Annotated in this window: 20 protein-coding genes; 9 read left to right on the forward strand and 11 right to left on the reverse strand. The window is 65.6% G+C overall.

Features of this window, described 5'->3' with window-relative positions:
* Positions 1-19 precede the first annotated feature (19 nt).
* On the forward strand, positions 20-1723 hold the full coding sequence (gene atzF, locus AC59JP_RS17010; protein WP_497326967.1) for an allophanate hydrolase: 1704 nt from the start codon (positions 20-22) through the stop codon (positions 1721-1723).
* Positions 1724-1782: 59 nt separating this feature from the next.
* On the opposite strand, the gene lpdA is transcribed toward atzF, so the two are convergent.
* The 3 genes from lpdA to AC59JP_RS17025 form a co-directional block, all read right to left on the reverse strand.
* Positions 1783-3186 (reverse strand): dihydrolipoyl dehydrogenase, encoded by a 1404-nt coding sequence (lpdA, locus tag AC59JP_RS17015; protein WP_497326968.1) that lies wholly within the window; start codon positions 3184-3186, stop codon positions 1783-1785.
* Positions 3187-3283: 97 nt separating this feature from the next.
* Complete coding sequence (locus AC59JP_RS17020; protein WP_497326969.1) at positions 3284-4132, reverse strand: aldo/keto reductase; 849 nt, start codon at positions 4130-4132, stop codon at positions 3284-3286.
* Between the two features lie 24 nt (positions 4133-4156).
* Positions 4157-5116, reverse strand: a complete 960-nt coding sequence (locus AC59JP_RS17025) for a dipeptidase (protein WP_497326970.1) — start codon at positions 5114-5116, stop codon at positions 4157-4159.
* Positions 5117-5168: 52 nt separating this feature from the next.
* Here AC59JP_RS17025 and AC59JP_RS17030 point away from each other — a divergent pair, with 52 nt between their 5' ends.
* Complete coding sequence (locus AC59JP_RS17030) at positions 5169-7190, forward strand: prolyl oligopeptidase family serine peptidase (protein WP_497326971.1); 2022 nt, start codon at positions 5169-5171, stop codon at positions 7188-7190.
* Between the two features lie 6 nt (positions 7191-7196).
* Here AC59JP_RS17030 and AC59JP_RS17035 read toward each other — a convergent pair whose 3' ends face one another.
* The 4 genes from AC59JP_RS17035 to AC59JP_RS17050 form a co-directional block, all read right to left on the reverse strand.
* Positions 7197-7982 carry an alpha/beta fold hydrolase gene (locus AC59JP_RS17035; protein WP_497326972.1) on the reverse strand — a complete coding sequence of 262 codons (786 nt, stop codon included), beginning with the start codon at positions 7980-7982 and terminating at the stop codon, positions 7197-7199.
* Between the two features lie 69 nt (positions 7983-8051).
* Positions 8052-8960: a polyphosphate kinase 2 gene (ppk2, locus tag AC59JP_RS17040; protein WP_497326973.1), complete on the reverse strand. Its 909-nt coding sequence runs from the start codon at positions 8958-8960 to the stop codon at positions 8052-8054.
* 60 nt (positions 8961-9020) lie between these two features.
* Positions 9021-10547: an NAD-dependent epimerase/dehydratase family protein gene (locus AC59JP_RS17045; protein ID WP_497326974.1), complete on the reverse strand. Its 1527-nt coding sequence runs from the start codon at positions 10545-10547 to the stop codon at positions 9021-9023.
* Positions 10544-11779, reverse strand: a complete 1236-nt coding sequence (locus AC59JP_RS17050; RefSeq protein ID WP_497326975.1) for an aminotransferase class I/II-fold pyridoxal phosphate-dependent enzyme — start codon at positions 11777-11779, stop codon at positions 10544-10546. Before AC59JP_RS17050 ends, AC59JP_RS17045 begins: the two co-directional genes overlap by 4 nt.
* A 347-nt stretch (positions 11780-12126) precedes the next feature.
* Between AC59JP_RS17050 and AC59JP_RS17055 the strand changes: the two genes are divergently transcribed.
* Positions 12127-13242, forward strand: coding sequence for an acyl-CoA dehydrogenase family protein (locus AC59JP_RS17055; RefSeq protein WP_497326976.1), 1116 nt, complete (start codon positions 12127-12129; stop codon positions 13240-13242).
* Between the two features lie 17 nt (positions 13243-13259).
* Here the strand turns inward: AC59JP_RS17055 and budC are convergent, their stop codons facing one another.
* Positions 13260-14039, reverse strand: a complete 780-nt coding sequence (budC, locus tag AC59JP_RS17060) for a meso-2,3-butanediol dehydrogenase (RefSeq protein WP_497326977.1) — start codon at positions 14037-14039, stop codon at positions 13260-13262.
* Between the two features lie 122 nt (positions 14040-14161).
* Here budC and AC59JP_RS17065 point away from each other — a divergent pair, with 122 nt between their 5' ends.
* Entirely contained in the window at positions 14162-14368 is a 207-nt protein-coding gene (locus AC59JP_RS17065; protein WP_497326978.1) for a PspC domain-containing protein, read from the forward strand.
* Positions 14369-14748: 380 nt separating this feature from the next.
* On the opposite strand, the gene AC59JP_RS17070 is transcribed toward AC59JP_RS17065, so the two are convergent.
* The gene (locus AC59JP_RS17070) at positions 14749-16155 is read right to left on the reverse strand and encodes a glucose-6-phosphate dehydrogenase (protein WP_497326979.1); all 1407 of its coding nucleotides are present in this window, start codon (positions 16153-16155) and stop codon (positions 14749-14751) included.
* A 63-nt stretch (positions 16156-16218) separates the two neighbouring features.
* On the opposite strand from AC59JP_RS17070, the gene AC59JP_RS17075 reads away from it, so the two are divergent.
* From AC59JP_RS17075 to AC59JP_RS17085, 3 genes are all read left to right on the forward strand, one after another.
* Positions 16219-16818: a hypothetical protein gene (locus AC59JP_RS17075; protein WP_497326980.1), complete on the forward strand. Its 600-nt coding sequence runs from the start codon at positions 16219-16221 to the stop codon at positions 16816-16818.
* Between the two features lie 107 nt (positions 16819-16925).
* On the forward strand, positions 16926-18818 hold the full coding sequence (htpG, locus tag AC59JP_RS17080; protein WP_497326981.1) for a molecular chaperone HtpG: 1893 nt from the start codon (positions 16926-16928) through the stop codon (positions 18816-18818).
* 54 nt (positions 18819-18872) lie between these two features.
* Positions 18873-20183: a flavin monoamine oxidase family protein gene (locus tag AC59JP_RS17085; protein ID WP_497326982.1), complete on the forward strand. Its 1311-nt coding sequence runs from the start codon at positions 18873-18875 to the stop codon at positions 20181-20183.
* Here the strand turns inward: AC59JP_RS17085 and ligD are convergent, their stop codons facing one another.
* Complete coding sequence (ligD, locus tag AC59JP_RS17090) at positions 20184-21137, reverse strand: non-homologous end-joining DNA ligase (RefSeq protein ID WP_497326983.1); 954 nt, start codon at positions 21135-21137, stop codon at positions 20184-20186.
* A 63-nt stretch (positions 21138-21200) separates the two neighbouring features.
* Positions 21201-22652, reverse strand: a complete 1452-nt coding sequence (locus AC59JP_RS17095) for an AAA-type ATPase lid domain-containing protein (RefSeq protein WP_497326984.1) — start codon at positions 22650-22652, stop codon at positions 21201-21203.
* 148 nt (positions 22653-22800) lie between these two features.
* Between AC59JP_RS17095 and AC59JP_RS17100 the strand changes: the two genes are divergently transcribed.
* Both AC59JP_RS17100 and AC59JP_RS17105 read left to right on the forward strand, forming a co-directional pair.
* Positions 22801-23844 (forward strand): amidohydrolase family protein, encoded by a 1044-nt coding sequence (locus tag AC59JP_RS17100; protein ID WP_497327102.1) that lies wholly within the window; start codon positions 22801-22803, stop codon positions 23842-23844.
* Position 23845: 1 nt separating this feature from the next.
* Entirely contained in the window at positions 23846-24622 is a 777-nt protein-coding gene (locus AC59JP_RS17105) for an iron-sulfur cluster assembly protein (protein WP_497326985.1), read from the forward strand.

The following is a 24622-nucleotide window of genomic DNA, read 5'->3' on the forward strand; positions in this document are numbered from 1 at the left end:
GCTCGTAGAGTTTCGAACCATGACGACGACGCCTACCGAGCGTGTTCACGCTGCCTTCGACCGCATCGACCAGGTCGACCGTCCGGAAGTCTGGATCACGCTCCGCTCCCGCGACGACGTTCTCGCCGACGCGGCGGCGGTGGAAAAGCGCCTCGCGGACGGCGCCGACCTCCCCCTCGCCGGCACGGTCGTCGCGGTCAAGGACAACATCGACGTCGCCGAGTTGCCCACCACGGCCGCGTGCCCGGAGTTTGCCTACACCCCCACGGTCACAGCACCGGCGATCGCGCGACTGGTCGAGCAGGGCGCAGTGGTTCTCGGCAAGACCAACCTCGATCAGTTCGCGACCGGACTCGTCGGCACCCGAAGCCCGTACGGCCCGGTCCGGTGCGCGTGGGATTCGGAGCGAATCTCCGGCGGTTCCAGCTCGGGCTCGTCCGTCGCCGTTGCCCTCGGGATCGCCGACATCGGAATCGGCACGGACACAGCAGGATCCGGTCGTGTCCCGGCCGCATTCCACGGAATCGTCGGAGTGAAAACGACGCTCGGACTGATCCCGACTGCCGGCGTCGTTCCCGCGTGCGTCGACTACGACACCGTCACCGTGTTCGCCGCCGACCTCGCAATCGCCACCCGCGCAACGCGATACATGATCGGCACACACGATGACGACCCGCGCAGCCGGCCGTGGCCGGCCACCGTCCCGCTGTCTGCATCCGCCGCGCCCGCGGTAGCGATCCCGACGTCGGCCAACCTGTCGGCTCTCGCCCCGGAGTATCGCGACGCGTTCGACCGAACTGTGAAGTCCATGGTGGACAAGGGCTTCGAGACGGTCGAGGTGGACATCGAGCCGTTGCTCGATGCAGCTCTCCTGCTGTACGACGGCGCCATCGTGGCCCAGCGGTACGCCGCCGTCGGCGACTTCGTCGAGAAGGGCGCGGCCGGTCTGGATCACACCGTCTCGGCGATCGTGCGGGGCGCGAAAAATCCTGCCGCCCACGACTACGTGGACGACCTCGCCACGCTGACGGCGGCCCGACGGACTGCCGCGACCCTGCTCGCCGACGTCGACGCGTTGGTCCTACCGACGACGACCGAACATCCGACTATCGCTGCGGTGCAGCACGATCCGATCGGTATCAACCGACGACTCGGAACCTTCACCAACTTCTGCAACCTGCTCGACATGGCGGCTGTCGCCGTCCCCGGCCAGGAGACCGCGGACGGCCACCCGTTCGGAGTGATGACGGTGACTCCGGCGTTCGCCGATCAGGTAGCGCTCGACGTGGCTGCGCGGATAGTCGGCGCAGATTCTGCGGACATGCTGAGCGACGAAGGCGTGGACGTGCTCGTTGTCGGCGCCCACCTGCGCGGATTCCCCGCCGCACCCCAATTGACCGCGCGCAGGGCACGTTTCATGGGCGACGTCACCACGTCCGACGCGTACCGCCTGGTCGACCTGCACACGGATCCGCCGAAACCGGGGTTGGTGCGCCACGAAGTGGGCGAGGGCGCCCCCATCGCCGGTGAGGTCTACCGGATGGCGGCGGCCCACCTCGGCACCTTCGTTGCAGGATTGCCTGCGCCCATGGGGCTCACACAGGTCGAACTGTCCGACGGACGCTGGGTCCTCGGCTTTTGTTGTTCTCGCGACGCATCGGAGCGCGGCACAGACATCACCGAGTTCGGCGGGTGGAGGGCGTACAGCGCCGCTCACCCCTGACCCCCCTGTGCGCGATTTCCGCCCCTGGAGGGGCCTGAATCGCGCACAGGTGGCGGAGCCTAGAAGTTGATCATGTGCCCCGCGAGGCCGTGGATCGCTTCCTGCAGCGCCTCGGACAACGTCGGGTGGGTGTGTACGTTGCGCGCCAACTCGGTGACAGTCAGGTCCCACTTCTGAGCGAGAGTCAGCTCGGGAAGAAGCTCGGAGACGTCCGGTCCGATGAGGTGCCCACCGATCAGCTCGCCGTACTTGGTGTCGGCGATGAGCTTCACGAAGCCGGTGGGGTCACCGAGGCCGTGCGCCTTGCCGTTGGCGGTCATCGGGAACGTGGCGACCTTGATGTCGTGGCCGGCGTCCTTCGCCTGCTGCTCGGTCAACCCGAACGAGGCGACCTGCGGCTGGCAGAAGGTGGCACGCGGCATCATCGAGTAGTCGTCGATGGGGAGCGTCTCGGCGCCCGCGATCGACTCGGCCGCAACCACGCCCTGCGCCTCTGCGACGTGAGCGAGCTGCAGCTTTGCCGTGACGTCACCGATGGCGTAGATGTGCGGCACGTTGGTCTGCATGGTGTTCGTGATGCCGATGGCGCCACGGTCGGTCAGCTCGACACCGGTCTTCTCGAGGCCGAAGCCTTCGACGCGAGGTGCGAAACCGACGGACTGCATCACGCGGTCGACGGTGACCGTGTCGGTCTCGCCCGACTTGTTGTCCTTGATCGTGACGGTGACCTTGCTGCCGTCGTCGTCGATCGACTGCACAGCCGCACCGGTGCGGATCTTCACGCCGAGCTTCTTGTACTGCTTCTCGATCTCCTTGGAGACGTCGGCGTCCTCGTTCGGCAGCGCACGGTCGAGGTACTCGACCACGGTGACGTCCACGCCGTAGTTGCTGTGCACGTACGCGAACTCCATGCCGATCGCGCCGGCGCCGACGATCAGGATGGAGCCGGGAAGCTCCTTGTCCATGATCTGCTCTTCGTAGGTGACGACGTTCTTGCTCAGCTCGGTGCCGGGCAGCAGCTTCGTCACGCTGCCGGTCGAGATGATCGCGTTGTCGAAGGTGAGCGTCTCGGTGTCACCCTTGCTCAGATCGACCTCGATGGTGTTGGCGTCGGTGAAGCTGCCCAACCCGTCGAACTGGTCGATCTTGTTCTTCTTCATCAGGAAGTGAATGCCCTTGACGCGACCGTCGGCCACCTTGCGGCTGCGGTCGTACGCGGCACCGAAGTCGAACGACGCGTCACCGGAGATCCCGAAGGTCTTCTTTTCCTTCGCGAACAGGTGTGCCAGTTCGGCGTTACGGAGAAGAGCCTTGGACGGGATGCAGCCCACGTTCAGGCAGACACCGCCCCAGTACTTCTTCTCGACGATGGCGGTTTTGAGCCCAAGTTGTGCCGCGCGGATAGCAGCGACATACCCACCGGGGCCGGCTCCGAGGACAACGACGTCATAGTGTGAGGTCACGAAAACACACCCTAGTCCGGTCGATACGGACACACATCAAAAGGTCCGGCTACCAGGAAGTAACCGGACCTTTCGTGTGTTTATTTCATGCGTCGAATCAGTCGGGAATCATGTCGAACGTGTCGGGGTTCGGGCCGGTGCGGCCTTCCTCGCCCTTGTCGAGTGCGGTGATGTCTTCCATCGCCCGGTCGCTCAGCTCGAAGTCGAAGATGTCGAAGTTGTCGCGAACACGCTTCTCGGTGACCGACTTCGGGAAGATGATGTCCCCGCGCTGAATGTGCCAGCGCAAGACCACCTGAGCGGTGCTCTTCTGGACGTCGTTCGCGATCTCGGTGATCCGCGGATCGTCCAGAACCTTGCCCTGCGCGATCGGCGACCAGGCCTCGGTGGCGATGTTCTTGCCCTGGCCGTACGCACGCACCTGGCCGTTGGTGAAGTACGGGTGCACCTCGATCTGGTTCACCGCCGGGGTGAGGTCGCACTCGCGTTCGAGCCGCTCGAGGTGTGCCTGCTGGAAGTTCGAGACGCCGACGTTGCGCGCGCGTCCGTCCTTCGCGAATTCCTCGAGGACCTTCCAGGTGGAGACGAAGTCACCGTCGTAGCGGGTCGGCAGCGGCCAGTGAATGAGAAACAGGTCGACGTAATCCGAGCCGAGCTTCTTCAGCGTCTCGTCGAACGCACGACGCGCGTCGTCGGGCTTGTGGTAGCCGTTGTTGAGCTTGCTGGTGATGAACACGTCGCCGCGGTCGATGCCGGCGTCGCGCACTCCCTGGCCCGTCTCCTTCTCGTTGCCGTACATCTCGGCGGTGTCGAGGTGGCGGTAGCCCACTTCGAGGGCCGTGCGCACGGCTGCTGCCGTGTCGGCCGGATCGATCTGGAAGACGCCGAAGCCGAGCTGCGGGATCGTGTTGCCGTTGTTCAGGGTGATGTCTGGAACTGAAGTCATGACGGGGTAGTACCCACTCGGCGGCTACTTCCACACCTGATCGGCAATTCGGCGGAAGTTTCCTCCGAACACCGCGTCGACGGCCGCGTCGTCGAACCCTCGCGAACGGAGCACATCGGGCAAAGTGACCGTGTCCTCCGGCGGTACCCAGTGCAGCGGTCCGTATTTGGTGTACTCGTCGGAGAACGCCTCCGGGTGTGCGGCGAGGGCCGCGTTGAACTCCGCGTGATCGAACGAATAGTCCGATCCCACACCGATATGCCCGATTCCGACGAGGTCGACGCCGTACTCGACGTGGTCGGCCATGGCCTCGACGCGCTCACGCCGCTGGTCCTGCCGGTACACGCCGAGGAAGATCCCCACCCCGTTGATCCCGATCACTCCGCCGGTCGACGCGCACGCCCGCGCCTGATCGTCGGTGATGTTGCGCGGGTGCGACCACACCGACGCGAAATTGGAGTGGCTGTAGATCATCGGCACCTCGGTGACCTCCGCGATGTCGAGTCCGGTCCGAACGGAACAGTGCGATCCGTCGACGAACATGCCGACAGCGTTCATCTCTCGCACCAGGTCGCGGCCGTGGGCCGTCAGTCCGGTGTCGGTCGCGTCCAGGCATCCGCATCCCGCCGCGTTCGCGTGGTTGTACGACGGCAGCAGCGAGCGGACACCGCGGGCGTAGAAGTGCCGCACGTTGTCCAGATCACCCGCGAGGGGTCCGGAATCCTCGAGGTCGAACGCCAGCGCCCGTCGACCCGCAGCCAGCGCCTCATCGATGTCCGAGGCGCTGGAGACGAGGTCGAAACGTCCGTCGTCCAACGCCTTTCGCTGGAAGTCGTCGAGCAACGCGTTCGAGACGGCGAAGGAATGCGGCGAATACCCGACGTTCACGGACAGATAGGACCGCGCCGGGTACCGCGCCAACTCGGCGACGTCGGCCGTTGCTTCCAGTGGCAGGCAGGTGTGTTGCTCCCACAGGTAGGTCACAGAGGTGAAACTAGCTCAATCGGGCACAGCTTGTTTCAGGCAGACTGTTGCGGTGACCGACCCTTACCTCTGGCTCGAAGACGTGACCGGCGACGATGCACTCGACTGGGTGCGCGCACGCAACGACGCGACGGTGTCCGACCTCGCGTCGGGGTCCACATTCACCGATCTCGAAAACCGCATTCGCAGCATCCTCGACACCGATGCGCGGATTCCGTACGTGCGCGCACGCGGCCCGCACCTCTACAACTACTGGAAGGACGCCGATCACCCACGGGGACTGTGGCGTCGAACCAGCATGGAGCAGTACCGATCCGACTCCCCCGAGTGGGAGATCCTCGTCGACCTCGATGCTCTCGCCGACGCCGAGGGGGAGAACTGGGTGTGGAAGGGCGCAGCCGTTCTGCGTCCCGCGCAGAAACTGGCTCTGGTGACGCTCTCGCGCGGGGGCGCCGACGCGTCGGTGGTGCGCGAGTTCTCTCTCGAGACAAAGACATTCCGCGACGAAGCCGATGGCGGGTTCGTCGTCGGTGAGGCAAAGACGGACATCGGGTGGATCGACGAGGACACGGTCTTCGTCGGAACCGATCTGGGTGAGGGAACGTTGACCGACTCCGGGTACCCCCGCCTCGCCGCCCGGTGGCGCCGCGGGACCCCGATCGAGACGGCCGACGTGGTCTTCGAGGGCGAGACGAAAGACGTGGCCGTCTCGGCCTGGTACGACAACACCGAAGGGTACGAACGCAGCTTCGCTCAACGTGCCACCGACTTCTTCAACTCCGAGACGTACCTGTTGCAAGACAACGGGACCCGAGTTCTGATCGACGTCCCGACCGATGCGTCGGTCTCGGTACACCGTTATTGGCTTCTGGTTCGCACGATGACGCCGTGGTCGGTCGGCGGCACCGAGCACGCCGCGGGAACGTTGCTCGCCGCGAACTTCGACGACTACCTGGCCGGCTCGCGGGAACTGCGGGTGCTGTTCGCTCCCGACGAGCACACCTCCTTGCACCAGTACGCCTGGACCGAAAACCACTTGCTCATGGTGGTTCTGCGAGATGTGAAGTCGGCTGTTCTCGTCGCCACCCCGAGCGACGACGGTTTGACCGTCGAGCCGATGACCGGACTCCCCGAGCTCACCGACATCGAGATCATCGGCACCGACAGCGACGAGGGGGGCGACGAGTTCTTCCTCAATTCGAGTGGGTACCTCACGTCCGCAACGCTTCTCTTCGGTGAGGTGGGGAAGGCGGCTGGTCCGCTGAAGCAGGCGCCGTCATTCTTCGACTCCACCGGACTGACCGTCGAGCAGTTCTTCGCCACCTCGGACGACGGCACGGCCGTTCCGTATTTCGTGGTGCGCCGTCCGGACTCGGGACCCGGCCCCACTCTGATGTACGGGTACGGCGGCTTCGAGATCTCGATGACCCCCGCGTACAGCGGCGCCATGGGAGCGGCGTGGCTCGAGCGGGGCGGCACGTACGTCGTCGCAAACATCCGCGGCGGCGGCGAGTACGGGCCGAGCTGGCACACACAGGCGCTGCGGGCCGGCCGGCACAAGGTCGGCGAGGACTTCGCGGCGGTGGCACGCGACGTCGTCGCACGCGGCATCACCACGCCGGAACAGCTCGGCGCGCAGGGCGGCAGCAACGGCGGTCTGTTGATGGGCATCATGCTCACCTCGTACCCGGAGTTGTTCGGCGCCTTGGTATGTCAGGTTCCGCTGCTGGACATGAAGCGTTACCACCTGCTCCTCGCCGGCGCGTCCTGGGTGGCCGAATACGGCAACCCCGACGACCCCGAGGAGTGGGCGTTCATCTCCGAGTACTCGCCGTACCAACGCGTGGACCCCGACGCGGACTACCCGCCGATCCTCATCATGACTTCGACCCGCGACGATCGAGTTCATCCGGGTCACGCCCGCAAGATGGCGGCGGTTCTCGAAGAGCAGGGTCACCGGGTGCGGTACTACGAGAACATCGAGGGCGGGCACGGCGGCGCGGCCGACAACAAGCAGTTGGCGTTCAAGACGGCTCTCGCCTACGACTGGTTGTGGAACACGCTCACTGCTTGAGCCCCGTCACTGCCTGATCCACTGCGCCGTACGCTCGACCACTCCGTAGGAGTCGACGATCCAGCCGTTGTGCCCCAGGTCTTTCGGCTCGTGCCAGATCGTCACGTCCGCCTTCGGCATCTTGGCAACGAGGTTCTTCATCGACCGCGGAGGAGTGAGGTCGTCACCTTCGATAGAGATGGACAGCACCGGGAGCGTCAGGCGCGCGATGCGCTCCTCGTAGTCGATGTCGGCACCCACCGGGTCGATCTTTCCGGTCCGCGCGAATCGGGACCAGTCGGACACCAACTCCTTCGACTGGCGCCCGAAACCCTGCGCTCCCAACCGATCACCGGGCCAGTGACCCGCCACCGCAGCGGTGAACGAGACGGCCGCGGCGCCGAGATACATTCCCGGCGAACGTAATCCGTACCCGCGGTGGAACGGCGACCCCGACGCGACCAGGATCAGTCCGCCGAGCCGGCCCCGGATGCGCGACGCGTACATGATGGACAGCTGACCACCGAGACTGTGGCCGAGCAGATAGGGCGTGCTGCGGTCGAACCGTTCACGCACCACCTCGAACATGGCGGGGAAGTCGGCGGCCACCATCGACTGATAGCCGCCGCGCCCCAATTCCACAGTCGCGGAATTGAGCCCGCGCTTCACCAGGGCGGACGCCACGAAGTCGTAGTACTCCGGCGGAACCCCGAGACCGGGCACGATCACCACCACCGGCGCACCGTCGGGGCCGGGGTGTAGCCGAACCGTCAGGACCGCACCGTCACCGACCTGCACCGCCACCGTGTCCATGGGGGCAGGCTACGCCTGCCTGTGCGCGAAAAAGGCCCCTCCAGGGGCGTTTTTCGCGCACAGAGGGGGTTACTCGCCGATCACGTCCCGGGACCGCCCCACCAGCAGCGGATCGGTCGGGCCAACCACCTCGACGTCCTTGTTGGCGTAGTCGAACTTGTTGAGCACGAAGCGCATCGCGTTGATGCGAGCCCGCTTCTTGTCGTTGCTCTTCACCGTCGTCCAGGGCGCGAGGTCGGTGTCGGTGGCGCCGATCATCTCCTCCTTCGCGGAGGTGTAGGCGTCCCACTTGTCGAGCGAGGCAAGGTCCATCGGCGAGAGCTTCCACTGGCGAACCGGATCGACCTGGCGGATGGCGAAGCGCGTGCGCTGCTCGAGCTGCGAGACGGAGAACCAGAACTTGGTGAGGCTGATGCCGTCGTCGATCAGCATGCGCTCGAAGAGCGGTGTCTGCTTCAGGAACAGTGCGTGCTGCTGGTCGGAGCAGAATCCCATCACGCGCTCGACTCCGGCGCGGTTGTACCAGGAGCGGTCGAACAGGACGATCTCGCCGGCCGCCGGCAGGTGATCGACGTAGCGTTGGAAGTACCACTGCGTCGACTCCCGAGGCGACGGCTTCTCCAGCGCCACAACGGAAGCGCCGCGCGGATTCAGGTGCTCCATGAACCGCTTGATCGTGCCGCCCTTGCCGGCCGCATCGCGTCCCTCGAACACGATGACGTGACGCTTCCCGGTGTCCTTCGTCCACATCTGCAGCTTGAGGAGCTCGATCTGCAGCAACCGCTTCTGCATCTCGTACTCCTCGCGCGTCATGCGCTCGGTGTACGGGTAGTCCTCGCGCCAGGTGTCCACCACCCGGCCGTCGGGCACGGTGAGCAGCACCGGATCGTCATCGTCGTCGTCGCGCACGGCGAAGCGCGACGTATCGGACAGGTCGACGGCGGAGAAGGCGTCGAAGCGGTCGTCGAGGTCGGTCACGAGCGCAGACGCTAAACCGGGTCGGCAACGAATCGGTGACCACTCGGTGAACAGGAGGGCTCAGGACACTCGGTGCAAGACGAGCTCGACGACCTCGTCGGGACGTTCGACCAGGTGGGTCGCGACGACGCCGAGGCTGGTGACGGCGCCGGGAAGCAACCGGTCGGACGGGTTGATCGGCGTCGCCGTCCGCAATCCGGTGACCCGCGTTCGTATCGTGTCGAGTGTTCCCTGTTGCCCGCGACTGCGGCGGATCGTGACGACGGTGGGCACCGAGCCGAAGCGATCGGTCACCTCGGCGGAGACGGCGTCGAGCACCTGTGTCACCTGCGCGGTGTTCACGCGGCCTCGCCGCCCGGTGCTGAGCCCGTGGCCCGGAAGGTCGACCAGCGCAACCCGAATGCCGGCGGCGGCGATCTCGTCGGCGAACGCCGAGTGGTAACGCGCGTGGGACCCGACCGGCACGACGACGATTGCGACAGGCCCGTCGCCCGGGTCGTGCAGTTCCACGTGTGCGGCGCCGGCTGCGTTCGATCGACCCGAGCCCCACTCGATCTGCAGGTGCTCGAACCGGGTCGACGGCGTCCCGCAGTGTCGGGTGGCCGGTTCGAGCGCGGCCTCGCAGGCAGCGTGCGTTCGGAGTGCGTCGTCGGTGCGGAGCAACGACTTGCCCTGCAGCAGAATCATGACCGCGGCCGCGTCCTTGCACGTCATGCTGGGTTCCCACCCGAGGGTCTTCTTCAGCTTCGTCGAGTCGACTTCGGTTTCGCCCGCGGTCACCCACTGACCGGAGAAGGGAGTGAGCCCGAGCCGGAAAGCGATGTCGGCCAACACGATCGCGGGTCGCTCGGGAACGTCGAACATCATCTGGCCCTGCATGGCCGCCAGCTCACGGACTCCGAGACTTCCGTCGGGACCAAGGTTGAACGGTCCGACGAGGTCGGTCTTGGCTGCCCGGACGAACGCGTCGACCATGTCGTTCTGATGCAAGAACTGGTACCGAGCCAGGTCGGCCTGCGGGAAGACACCGACGGGGCCGGTCAACTGGTCGATGCCGTCGTTGTCGAATGCCGGACCGATGATGTAGGTCGGCCGCAGCATCGAGATCGTCATCTCGCCGGGGTGCCGACGCAGCCACCACTCGACGTAGTGCTCCACCTCGGCCTTGTCGTGGAAGTAGTAGCGGTCCGGGTCGCCCTCGGGGTAGTCGTCCTCGGTCAGCGGCTCGTCACGCAGCCGCGGGCCGTAGGCGTTGATGCTCGACGCCACGACGACGCGCGAGACTCCGGCTGCATACGCCGAGTCGATGACGTTGCGTGAACCGTTGATGTTGATGTCGTGGGTGATCGACTTGTCGCGGATTTCTTCCACGACGAACGCGAGGTGGATCACCACCTCACAACCGGCGAAGATCTGTTCGAGATCGTCCGCTCTGATGTCGCGGCGCACGAACTCGAGCTTCGGATGGGTGATCGTCAGATCTCGACGACCCAGTCCCACAACCGAATCGACGTCCGATTCATCCAGCAGGGCGGGCAGAATTGCCGCCCCGAAGTCACTCGTGGCGCCGGTGACGGCGACTCTCACACCCACGCCTTGTTCTCGGCGACGGTCTCGGCGATCTTCTCGGTCACCTCGGCCAGTTGGGCCGGTGTGTGGTCGGCCATCACGCAGAGCCGGAGGATGGCGCCGGTGCGCGGAACCGCGGGATGCACTGCGGTGCTGACGAACACACCCTTGTCGAACAGGCTGCGCCACAGTCCCACGGCGAGCAGGTCGTCCCCGACGTGTACCGAAACGATCGGCGACGCCGTTTCGCCGCCGGGGGCAGGTGAGAGCGCGCCGACGGTGACGCCCTGCGCGGCAAGGCCCTCTCGGAGGACCCGTGCGTTGTCCAGAACGCGTCGGGCGCGGTCGGCGCCTTCACTGCTTCTGATCAACCTGACCGCGGCAAGCGCAGCGCCGACCGCCGCCGGCACACCGGACGTGGTGAAGATGTACGCGCGAGCCTGTACGCGCAGGGTGTCGATGAGATCGGTCGATCCGGTGATGAACCCGCCCGTGGAGCTCGGGCCCTTCGACAGCGACGCCATCTTGACGTCCACCGAATTCGCCACTCCGAACAGTTCCGCTGCACCCGTGCGGTTCGGCCCGAAGATGCCGAGACTGTGCGCTTCGTCGACCATGAGCGCTGCGTCGTACCTGGTACACAGGGCGGCGATTGCGTCCATGGGGGCCAGGTCGCCTTCCATGGAGTAGAGGCCGTCGACGATGACGAGGACGGCGCCGTCGCCCTCCATCGGCCGGGACAGCACGCGCTCGAGATCGACGAGGTCGTTGTGCGCGAACTTCACCACTCGCGCCCCCGACAGAGCGGCGCCGTCGCGGATGGACGCGTGGGCGGCGCCGTCGACCACGATGCGATCGGCGGGTCCGACGAGCGCCGCGATCGTTCCGAGGTTCGTCTGGTAGCCGGTCGTGAAGACGAGCGCGTCGTCGGTTCCGTGCCACTCGGCGATCTCGTTCTCGAGTTCGATGTGGAGATCGAGGGTGCCGTTGAGCAGTCGGCTGCCCGTCACCGCGGCGCCGAACTTGTTCAGTGCGTCGTGCGCACCTGCCCTGATCGCCGGGTGGTCGGCCAGACCGAGGTAGTTGTTCGACCCGAGCATGATCTTCTCGTCGCCCTCGATGCGGACGACGGGTGCGGTGACGGATTCGGCAACCCGGAAGTACGGACTGAAGTCGCTGGCGCGGGCCGCACGGAAGAGTTCGACGCGGTCGTCGCCCTGCAGCCGCTTGACCAATCTGTTCGTGGACATGGTCACCTTTGTTTTCGTGTTCCGGCTCACCCGGACGCATGCGGAAAAGAACCGTCGTCGGGCTGAGAGATCGTGCGTCACAGGCAGTATTTTTCTACCGTGCAATCCGCTGGATATTCATTATTCGTAGCGTCGGTGCGGCCAGATTGGCCGCTGTCGAAATTTTGCCGTCACAGTGTCAGTCGGTGTGGCATCGATGCTGTTCAAGGCACTTTCGGTTTCGAAACAATCCATTGGCCGGTTTGGGTGATTTACTGATTCTTTACCCAATACAGGGCCATTTCATGGATGCGGAATTGTTGCTATCGTCGAGAGCAGAAATATCATCGTGAACACGAAGGATTGTGATGACCGCATTTATGGAACGAGAGCGGGAACTCGTCAGAAAACATTTCCCGGATCTGCTCGACTACCTCGACTCTACGCCGCTCATGGAGATGGAGGGCCACGACAGCAAGGTGATCGAACAGTTCCGATCGGCGGGCGGGACCAAGTTGACGATCCCCGCCGACGCCGGCGGCCTGGGCGCGTCGGCCCTCGACGTGGTGCGCATCCAGCGGGTGTTCGGAAGCCGGTCACCGTCACTCGGAGCGGGTACGACCATGCACCACCTCTCGCTCGCCACGCTGCACGAGTTCTCGCAGAGCGGTAGCGACGACGACCGTGCGCTGGTGAAGTCTCTGGTCGAGCAGAACGCGATCGTCGCGTCCGGCTTCTCGGAGGGCGTGACCGGCGGGAGCGTGTTCGTTCCGACCATGAAGGCGGTACGCACGGGCGACGTCTACGTGATCAACGGCACCAAGAAGCCGTGCAGCCTGTCCCGATCGATGGACTTGCTCACTGCGAGTGTGGAAGTCGACACCGGAGAGCGTGCGATCGCGCTCATCCCGGCGTCGCTCCCGGGCATCAGCGTTCGCGAATTCTGGACCAGTCCGATCCTCGCGGGGGCCGAGAGCGAAGAGGTGGTGCTCGAAAACGTCGAGGTGCCTGCCGATCTCGTTCTGCTCAACGGCGAGGACGACCCGGACGGCGAAACCGAGATGACCGGCTACCTCTGGTTCGGAATGCTCGTCGCGGCCAGTTACCTCGGCGCGGCCAGCAACCTCCTCGAGCGGGTCCTCGCGGCGGGCAAGAACGACTACGAGGGATACGTTCGGGCGGCGGCAGACGTCGAGGCCGGGATGGGCGCCATCGAGGCCATCGCCCGCGCCGTGGACGAGGGCGAACGCGGCGAAGACATTTCGGTACGACTGTTGTTGGCGCGCATATCTATTCGCGAATCACTGGTTCGCGCCACGGCCGCCGCCGTCGAGACGCTCGGCGGGATCAACTTCATCCGCAATCCGGAAATCGGGTACTTGGCGTCGGCGATCCACGCCTTCGCGTTTCATCCGCCGTCGCGGCGCACCATCTCCGAGACACTGCAGAAGTACCACCAGGGTGAGCCCTTCGCATTCGTGTGACGATCAGGGCCCAGCGGTCACATGTGTGCCTGCCCGGTCGACGCGGAAGTTCCGCCGTCGACCGGGAGCACCACACCGGTCACGTATTGCGCCGCGTCACTTGCCAAGAAGAGCACTGCGGGAGCGATGTCGACGGGCTGACCGACACGTCCGAGTGCCGTACGGTTCTCCAGCGCTGCCGTTCGGGGGCCGCCGTCCAGGACGTCGCGCGTGAGGTCGGTGACCGTGAACGCCGGTGCAACGGCGTTGAGTCGCACGCCGTTCGGGCCCCAGTCCAGTGCCAGCGAGCGGACGAAGTTCGAGACGGCGGCCTTGGTTGCGTTGTATCCGGCCTGGCCCCAATCACCCAGCAGGCCCGACACACTCGACACCGCAACAAGATTGCCACCCGACTGCGCGAGCAGCGGCAGCGTCGCCTTCGCGAGATGGAAGAACCCGTCGACGTTGGTTGCCCGCATGGCCTCCCACTCGTCTTCGGGCAACTCGGTCAGATCACCTGACGCGTATCCTGCCGCGTTGCTGACGACGACGTCGAGCTTGCCGAACCGGGACATCACGGTGTCGACGAGAGTGCGTACGTCGTCGGACTTTCCGACGTCGGCCGCGACGGCCAGACCGTTGTCGGACCCGATGTCCGCCAACGCTCGCTCGAGGCGATCCTGGCTGCGGCCGGTGATCACGACGTTCGCACCTGCATCCAGGAACGCGTGCGTGATGGCAAGCCCGATACCCGATCCGCCTCCCGTCACCAGTACCACGGAGCCGGAGAAGTCGAAGGTTGCGCTCTTGGTGGTCATGGACCTTGCAACGAACCGAGCCGCGAAACCCTTCCCGCGCTCTCGGGGTCGGCAAAGTTCAGGGTGACAGATCCGGGTTGTCCCCGATGTGCCGGGCCGCACCGCGACGCATGATTTCGGTCATGACATTCGACACGAAAATCACCGATACAGAGTTCTTCCGTTCCGGATCCGACAAGTGGATCGGCGGCGTGTGCGGCGGCATCGCACAGGTCACCGGTTGGGACGTCGCACTCGTCCGCGCGCTCGTGGTGGCAGGGGGTTTCGTCTCGCTCGGAACCGTCGTGCTGCTCTACCTCGCCGCATGGATGCTGTTGCCCGAACGCTGAGACACTCGTGCGCCGGAAAACGTCTGCGCCGGCTGCCGTTAAAAGGCAACCGGCGCAGAACGTTTGGCTGGAGCTAGCTGGAGAAGCCGCTGCCGGACGTGCCGAACAGATCGGCGAGAAATTCTCCGAGGTTCTCGCCGAGGCCACTGGTGAGTCCCGCGACGATCTGACTGATGAGTTCTCCGAGCATGTGCAAAGCCTTCCGCTGGGGTGTCGAGCGCAACCGATCGGTAGCACTCGCGGCGATGCTATCGCCGCCCGAACGGCCCCGAGGAGCACTTCGTGACTAAAAGTCCGTTTGCCCGTTCTGGCCGCACGGACCGTACGCCGAACGAGGCAAAAGCTCTGTCGCAGAGCATCTTTCTCGTCACTCGCCCCGTTCAGTCGTGCAGAAGCCACCCCGCGGGTTCGGCGAGCGCATCCGCCGCTGCGGGCCCCATACTGCCCGCTGCGTACGACTGCACCGCCGGCCTCGCGTTCAGCAGCGGGGCAGCCACCTCCCACACGTAGGCGAGACCGTCGGGCCGGGTGAAGAGAGAGCGATCACCGTCGAGTACGTCGAGAATCAGTCGCGCGTACGGCGTCAGCGGGTTGGCCTCCGGAACCGATTCCAGCGGAAGCGTCAGGTGGCCGATCGCGAGATCGGCGTCGGGACCGGGTTCCTTGACGGTCATCGCCATGTCGATCTTCCCGTTCCCCGACAGGTCGAACGTCAGGACGGCCCCGTCGGCGGGCAGGTGCTTCACCGGTCCCTCCGGGCGACGGAAGATCAGGCTGACACGCTGCGCCGATACACCCAGCATCTTTCCGGTCCGCAGCACGAACGGAACGTCGCGCCACCGGTCGGTGTCCACCCACAGACGCGCGGCGACGTACGTGTCGGTCGTGCTGTCGTCGGCAATTCCCTCGACGTCGGTGTAGCCCTCGTACTGACCCAGCACGACCTCGTCTGTGTTCAGCGGACGGAACGCGGCGATCACCGACTCGCGGGCGGTCTGCAGGTCCTCGGCGCCGAGACTCAGCGGCGGCTCCATCGCCACCTCAGCAGCGACCTGGAACAGGTGGGTCACCAGCATGTCCAGAACGGCGCCGGTGGCGTCGTAGAACTCGGCGCGGTCGTCGATGTCGAGAGTCTCGGGGACATCGATCTGCACCTGCTCCACATGCTCGCGGTTCCAGACGCCGCCGATCATCCCGTTCGCGAAACGCAGGATGTGCAGATTCTGCGTGCTCTCCTTACCGAGGAAGTGATCGATTCGGTAGACCTGATCCTCCTTCAGAACCTTGTGCACCGCCTCGTCCAGTTTCTCGAAATTGCTCTGCGAGGTCCCGAACGGCTTCTCGTACACCACGCGCGCACCCTCCACCAGATCGTGCTGCGCGAGCGCGTCGGTGTAGTCGACGAACGTGCTCGGCGGCAACGCGATGTAGTGCACCAGCTGCGCGTCCTCGCCCAGATCCTTCTTCACCTCCGCGACGACCGACGGGAGATCGCCCGGGTCGTCGACCGTGAAACCGTTGCCCGCGAAGCGAAGTCGCTTCGAGAACTCTTCCCAGGGCCCGTCCTCGGGCTTGGGGCCGAACTCGGTGAGCGCCTCGTGCACGTGGTCGCGGAACTCGTCGCCGGTCTTGCGTCCGCGACCGTTGCCGATCAACGTCCACTGCGTCGGCAGCAGACCCGCCTGTGCCAGTTGGTAGAACGCGGGAAGGACCATGCGCTTCGCGAGGTCGCCCGTCGCGCCGAAGAGGACGAAGGCCGTCGGGCCGAGCGTGGAGGATGCAGTCATACCTCCAGTGTGCCTCGGTCGCTCCGCAGGCTCCGCTCCTGTGTGCCCAGCTAGGCTCACAACGTGACACGACTCCGCTTCGACGGCGACATAACGGGCATCGGCACCTCCAGCGGTACCCGACTCGTGGTGGGTCACTGGCCGAGTTCGCATCTCGGCGAGTTCACCGACGTCATGATGGAATTCGCCGACGGCCACCGCGTCCTGTTGGCACCCAGCGAGGCCGTGCGCGACTTCGTCACCACCACCTACACCTTCGACGAGACCCGCATCGACCCGGTGACGCACTCGGTGTCCGGAGACACCGTCACGGTGGTCGCCGGAGACCTCACCGTGAAGTACGTCGTCGGCAGCCAGACCGCCCTGGGCCGGCTACTCGGTCTCGTTCCCGGCCCCATCGCCACCGCGCCCTGGTTCGCCACGATCACCGACCCCATCGCACGGATCGTGTTGCGCGGCGTCCGCACTCGCGGAACCGCCGGATTCGGCCGACGCGAGTACTACGGCGCCCGCGATCAGCGCCGCGTCACCTCCGCCGAGGTCATCTGGAAGGGCGACGACATGGGCCACCTCGCGCCTGTGACCCCGCCGGTGACGTTCGGCTTCGGGTCCACGCCCGCCGCCCCGTCGACGACGCGGATCACCACGACCATCGATCCGTAGGTCCACGGCTCTTCGGTCACCGATCTCGACACGATGCCGCGGCGGTTCCTCTCGACCGTCAAGAGTAAAATTCCCGTGTTGACCAGCCCGCCCGCAGGAGGAGTGACGTGACCGCACAAGTCGAAGAACTGCAGTTCCAGGCCGAGACCCGGCAGTTACTGGACCTGATGATCCATTCGGTCTACTCGAACAAGGATTCGTTTCTTCGAGAACTCGTATCGAACTCGTCGGACGCATTGGACAAGCTGCGTCTCGAGGCTTATCAGAACAAGGATCTCGACGTCGACACGTCCGATCTGCACATCGACCTCGAGATCGACAAGGACGCGCGGACGCTCACCATCCGCGACAACGGAATCGGGATGTCGCGCGACGAGGTCGTCGACCTGATCGGCACGCTGGCGAAGTCCGGCACCGCCGAGGTGCGCGCCAAGCTCAAGGAAGCGGCGGCGTCCGAGGAACTCATCGGCCAGTTCGGCATCGGCTTCTACTCGACCTTCATGGTGGCCGACAAAGTCACTCTCCTCACCCGCCGCGCCGGTGAATCCACCGCCACCCGTTGGGAATCGAGCGGCGAGGGCACGTACACGATCGAAGAGGTCGACGACGCTCCGCAGGGCAGCTCGGTCACCCTGCACCTCAAGCCGGCCGACGACGAGGACCACCTCTACGACTACACGTCGGAGTGGAAGATCAAGGAACTCGTCAAGAAGTACTCCGACTTCATCGCGTGGCCCATTCGCATGAAGTCCGAGACCGAGGTCGACGGAGAGAAGACCGTCACCGACGAGACGGTCAACTCGATGAAGGCGCTGTGGGCTCGCTCCAAGGACGACGTGTCGGAGGAGGAGTACAAGGAGTTCTACCGCCACGTCAGCCACGCCTGGGACGAACCGCTCGAGGTCATCCCCATGAAGGCCGAGGGAACGTTCGAATACCAAGCGCTGCTGTTCATCCCGTCCCAGGCACCGTTCGACCTGTTCATGCGCGAGAGCAAGGTCGGTGTTCAGCTCTACGTCAAGCGCGTCTTCATCATGGACGACTGCGACGACCTGATCCCCGAATACCTCCGCTTCGTCAAGGGCGTCGTCGACGCACAGGACCTCTCCCTCAACGTCTCTCGCGAAATCCTCCAGCAGGACCGGCAGATCCGTGCGATCCGTCGTCGCCTCACCAAGAAGGTGCTCTCGACGATCAAGGACTTCGACGTGGAGAAGTACGACACGTTCTGGTCGCAGTTCGGCAAGGCCATGAAGGAAGGCCTCCTCGCGGACACCGACAACCGCGACACCATCCTCGAGCTCTCGTCGTTCGCCTCGACGCATTCGGAGGAAGGCCTGACCAAGCTCGCCGGGTACGTCGAGCGGATGAAGGACGGGCAGGACAAGATCTACTACATGACGGGTGAGTCCCGACAGCAGATCGAGTCGTCCCCGCACATGGAAGCGTTCCGCGACAAGGGAATCGAAGTTCTGCTTCTCACCGACCCGGTCGACGAGGTGTGGGTCGGTTCGGTCCCCGAGTTCGACGGCAAGGCGTTCCAGTCCATCGCGAAGGGCGCCGTCGACCTCGAGTCGGAGGACGAGAAGAAGGCCACCGAGGCCTCGCGTGAGGTGCAGGAGAAGGACTTCGCGGACCTGCTCACCTGGATGACCTCGACGCTCGAGGAGAACATCAAGGAGGTGCGGCTCTCGTCGCGCCTGACCACCTCGCCCGCCTGCATCGTCGGTGACGACTTCTCCATCACTCCCACCCTCGAGAAGATGTATCGGGCATCGGGGCAGGAGGTTCCGCACATGAAGCGCATCCTCGAACTCAACCCCGACCACCCGCTGGTCACCGGCTTGAAGAAGGCCCAGAGCGAGCGGCCCGACGATGCCGGGGTCGCGGAGACGGCCGAACTGCTCTACGGCATGGCACTTCTGGCCGAAGGCGGCGAACTGGCGGATCCGGCCAAGTTCACCAAGCTCCTGGCGGACCGGTTGACCCGTACGGTCTGATACCTGCCGCCAGACCCGCAGCACAGGCGACGTCCCTCGGCTACTCTCCATTTCATGTCGGGGGACGTCGTCGTTGTCGGGGCCGGTCTGAGCGGCCTCGTTGCCGCGGTGGACATCGAGCGCGCGGGGCACCGTGTGGTGGTGCTCGAGGCGGCGGACCGGATCGGGGGCAAGGTCCTCACCCGAGACGTCGGCGGAGTCCACGTCGACCTTGGGGCGCACTGGATCGGCGCCGACCAGACCGCCGTCATCGCACTGGCGGACGAACTGCAGATCGCCACCGCTGCGGAGCCGTTGCCGTCGCACGGTGCGGATCAGATCATGGCCCTCGGTGATCACGTCTACCGCCACCACGGCGACATTCCGCCGCTCGCTCCGCGGGTGTTGCTCTCGCTCGGCCTGGGTCTCGCGCGCATGGCGCTGCTGTCGCGACGCAACCATTCCGACGACGAGATGGCAGATGTTCTGACCCGCAAGTGCTTTCGGTCGGGCGAATCTCGGAGTGTTCTCGACTGCGTGTTCCGCCTGGTGTTCGGAGCCGACCCCGAGGACGTCCCCGTGAACGCCGCGCTGGCGTACGCCGAGGCCGCCGGCGGCGTCCATGCCCTCACGTCCGTGAAGGGCGGCGCGCAGGAACGCTTCTTCGTGGAGGGTACGGGCGCCCTGATCGACGCTGTGGCACAGCAACTGTCGTCGCCGCCCCGCACCGGATCGCCGGTCGTCTCGCTCCACCAGGACGCCACCGGCATCGACATGGTCACCGCCGCCGGGGACACCGTTCGTGCGTCGGCGATGGTGCTGGCCGTGCCGCTGCCCATCGCGTCCGGCATGGACTTCCACCCACCGCTGCCGGCCGCGGTGGCCGAGCACCTACAGGCGTCGTCGATGGGTGACTACGCCAAGACGATCGCCGTCTACGACAGGCCCTGGTGGCGCGCAGAGGGACTGACCGGCACCGTGATCGACGCAGACGGACCCGTGCAGATGGTCGTGGACGGCAACGCCGGATCCGACGACGGTCCGGGTGTGCTGGTGGCGTTCAGCGCCGGACGCGCTGCAGCCGAACTGTTCGCACTGCCCGACCGCCGCGAGGTGGTTCTGGCGGAGTTGGTTCGGCTGTTCGGACCGAAGGCCGGTGCACCGAGGGTCGTCGACGACTTCACGTGGTCCGAGCAACCGTGGCTGCTCGGCGCACCCACCTCGATCCCGGCGCGCGGCCGGGTCATCCGCTCGACGGAGCTGCGACACGGCCTAATCCATTGGGCCGGAGCCGACTTGGCCGAGAAGTGGCCGGGCTATCTCGACGGCGCCGTTCGGTCGGGGCGCCGCGCCGCGGCGGAGGTGCTCGCCGCACTCTCGGTCTGATCACTCCTCGGGTTCGGTCAGTCCTTCACGCTCGTCGCGCTCCGCCCATTCGATGAGCGGGTCCAGCGAGAACACCGCGTCGTCGATGCCGGCGTGCAGATCACCGAGTTTCGCGAAGCGGTCGGGAACGGTGAAGATGCTGAAGTCGGCGGGCTCGACGTCGGGCACCTCGTCCCACGAAACGGGTGTGGAGACAGTCCCTTTCGGGTTTCCGCGTACCGAATACGCGCTCGCGATGGTGTGGTCGCGCGCGTTCTGGTTGTAGTCGACGAACAACTTCGTCGGATCGCGGTCCTTTCGCCACCACGTGGTGGTCACGTCGTCGGGCGCCCGGCGTTCCACTTCGCGGGCGAAAGCCAGTGCGGCCCTGCGTACGTCCTTGAAGCCGTAGGCGGGATCGATGCGTACGTAGACGTGCAGACCGTTGCCTCCTGACGTCTTGGGCCATCCGGTGGCGCCGAGATCGTCGAGCACCTCCTGCGCCACGCCCGCGACGCGGCGAACACGGTCGAACGGGCAGTCGGGCATCGGATCGAGGTCGATGCGCCACTCGTCGGGCATCTCGACGTCGGCGCGGCGACTGTTCCACGGGTGGAACTCGACGGTCGACATCTGCACCGCCCAGATCACGTGCGCGAGTTCGGTGACGCAGAGTTCGTCGGCCGTACGGTTGTAGCGCGGGAAGGTCACCTTCACCGTCTCCATCCAGTCCGGCGCACCGTGGGGAAGCCGCTTCTGATGTACCTTCTCCCCCGCCACACCCTCGGGGAACCGGTGCAGCATGCACGGGCGTTCGCGCAGAGCGTTCACGATGCCGTCGCCCACCGCGAGGTAGTAGTTCACGAGATCACGCTTGGTGGCGCCACTTTCGGGAAAGTACACCCGGTCGGGATTGGACACGCGGACGGTGCGTGCGCCCACCTCGACCTCGATCGCCGGAGACTTCGCTGCCATGCGGTCAAGCGTAGGCGTTCAGGGGCTCGAAGTTCAGGGACCCGAAGTTCAGGGACCCGAAGTTCAGGGACGCAGCGTAATGCCGTACCGGTCACGTTTGCGGTAGATGGTCGCGCGGCTCATTCCGAGTTCGTCCGCCGCGTCGGCCATCGTGATCCCCGGCCTGCTGAGCACGCGAATCATCTCGTCGCGCTCGAACGTCTCGATGCGGGTCAACCGGTGAGTGGTGCGCGACAGCACCTCCGGCGGTAGGTGATCGACTCCGACGACGTCGGCTCGCACCGCGGCGCGCCGCATCACCGTCGCCAACTCCGCGACGTTCCCGGGCCAGGAATACTCCCGCAGTGCGCGCTCCGCGGACGGAGTCAGACTGACCCCACGGCCACGCACTCGACCCGCCAGATGCAGCGCGAGCGGCGCAATGTCGTCGGGTCGAGTCCGCAGGGGTGGCACTTCGACGACCGAGCGGACCAGGCGGGTGAGCGACGCGGGAACATCGTCGTAGCTCGCGGCGGTGAGAGTGATCGGCACCGCGTCGCCCGCACGGCGCAGCAGTTCCGCCAACGTGTCGGCGCCGCCCACGGGCAGTCGGTCGACGTCGCGAATGATCACGGCAGTGTCGGGTTTCGGCAACTCCGGTGTCCAGAGGTCCAGCCAGGCGTCGACGTCGCGAGCGGCGGGGACACCGGCGCTCAGGATGCGACCACGGGGGCGAAACCGCCGTAGCGCCCGAGCCAGGATCGTGGCGCGCCCGGTACCGGTCTCACCGACAAGGATCACCGAACCATGTTCTTCCAGAGCACTTTCCGTGGCTCCGAGCGCATTCCTCCAGACCTGCGACAGCGTGTCGATGCTGCTGCCCCCGCGTGCGGTCTCGACGCGGAACACTTCACCACGCGGAGCCGGCCGCGGCGTCTGACCTTGCGATCGGGCGAGCATCATGGCCGCGGTGTTGCTCGCCGCCGACTGGGCGAGTGCCAGCAACAGATCCGACGACGACTCGGACCAGGTGGTGAGGTTGACGCACCCTTCGAGCATTCCGGTCAGCGGATCCAACACGGGCGCGGCGGCGCAGGTGTAGCCGGACAGCGACAGCGAGTAGTGCTCGTCGGCCCGCACCACCGCCGGGGATCGATCGGCCAGTGCGAGGGCGAGCCCGTTGGTACCGATCCGGTCTTCGGCATACGAGAAGCCCGGAGCCAGGTGCACGCGGTCCAGTGCGTCGAGGAGCTCGCGGTTCGCGCTGATGCGGTCCAGCACCAGACCGTCCGCGTCGGTCAGCATCATCGACACCGGCTCGTTCGCCAGGGTGTCGCGCAATCCGTCGAGAACTTCGCGGCCACAGCGGTAGAAGAGCGACTCACCGTCGTAGGTTCCCGAGAACACGGGGACGACCTCGTCGAGCGGGACCCCGTACTCCTGGCTCCGATGCCAGGAGGCCAGAAGTCGGTGCGACACGGCAGCGAGAGGCTCCGAATGGACCCTGGCGCGCACCAGACCTTCGGCTTCGGTCATGTGATCGAGGTTACATTCTCTCGCCGACACGGGACTCGAGGTTGCGTCTCGAATTGAGACGCGGAGACCTCGTCGGGCGTGGTTCGCGGTCCTACTGTCGGGACAGATCGACGTGACGGACGTCACTCGAGGACCGGGAGGCACCAGGATGTACACCAAGGACGGCGAGAACTACTTCATCGTCGACGCCCACGTCGCTCTGTGGGACGCGCGGGTGGAGAACCAGCGCAACATTCACGGCAAGCAGTTCATCGACTGCTTCTACGACTACCACCGCAACCTGTCGCCGGAGAGCGAGCTGTGGACGTACGAGGAGTACCTCTACCAGGGCGGCGAGCGGCTGATGCACGACCTGTTCGAGGTCGGGCACGTCGATCACGCCATCTTCCAGCCCGCTCACCTCGGCGAGTTCTACCACCGCGGTTTCGGGCAGACGGACGAGGCGTCCGCGCTCGCCGCGGCCCATCCCGACAAGCTCACCTACAACCATCACTTCGACCCGCGCAACGGCGAGCGTGGTCTCGATCAGCTGCGGGCCGACGCCGAACGCTTCGGACTCAAGGGCGTCAAGCTGTACACCGCCGAGTGGCACGGCGACTCCCGCGGATACAAGCTCGACGACGACTGGACGCGTCGCTACCTCGAGGTCTGCCGCGAGGTCGGCATCAAGAACATCCACGTGCACAAGGGACCGACCATCCGCCCGCTCGACCGCGACGCGTTCGACGTGGCCGACGTCGACCACGTGGCGACCGACTTCACCGACCTCAACTTCGTTGTCGAGCACTGCGGCCTGCCGCGGCTCGAGGACTTCTGCTGGATCGCCACCCAGGAGCCGAACGTGTACGCCGGCCTCGCCGTCGCCATCCCGTTCATGCACACCCGTCCGAAGTACTTCGGGCAGATCATGGGTGAGCTGCTGTACTGGCTGGGAGAGGACCGCATCTTCTTCTCCTCCGACTACGCGTTGTGGACACCCAAGTGGCTGGTCGAAGGATTCGTCGACTTCCAGATCTCCGAATCGCTCGACGAGTACGCGCCCATCACGATCGAGCAGAAGAAGAAGGTGCTCGGCCTCAATGCGGCCAAGCTGTACGACATTCCGGTACCGAAAGAGCTGCAGCTTCCCGACGCGGACGAGACCGAGACCGGCCCGCGTCAGCCCGAGCGCGCCGATCTGGCGGCGGTCTGACGTGACGGCGGCTGTTGCAGTCTCGAAGCACGACGAGGCCTACGCGGCACTCGGAGCGGTCTTCGATCCCGAACTGGACGAGCCCATCACCGATCTCGGCTTCGTTCGCTCGCTGGTGGTCGAGGACGGGGAAGTGCACGTGCACCTTCGCCTGCCGACATCGTTCTGCTCACCGAATTTCGCGTATCTGATGGCGGGGGACGCGAAAGACGTACTGGGCGAACTGCCGTGGACCGAGACCGTGATCGTCGAACTCGACGATCATCACGACTCGGAGAAGATCAACGCCGGCCTCGCCGCCGACGCCGGCTACCGCGGAACGTTCGGGCACGAGGCCGAGGAGGATCTCGAGGAGTTACGAGCAACCTTTCGGCGCAAGGCGTACGTGGCGGCGATGGAGCGATCGCTCACCGCATGGCTGCGGGCGCACGCCGACGCGACGGAATCCGACCTGACCACAGTAGTTCTCGGCGACCTCCCCGACGATCGCACGTCCACCGCGTTGCTTCGCCGACGCGACGCGTTGGGCCTGCGCGTCGACCCCGCCGCACCGGCACTCGTCGATCACACCGGCCGCCCGCACACCGGCGACCTGACGATGGTGATGCATCGGGCTCGCGCCACTCGCGTGTCGATCGACGGGAACGCCCACTTCTGCCGTGGGCTGCTGCAGACCCGCTATCCCGGATCCGAGGAGCAGCAAGTTCCGCGGCTCGAAGGCGCCTTCGTTCCGCTCACCGCCGTGACAGGCCTTACGACACAGGAGAATCACCGATGA

Source organism: Rhodococcus sp. 320_ES (assembly GCF_059691855.1).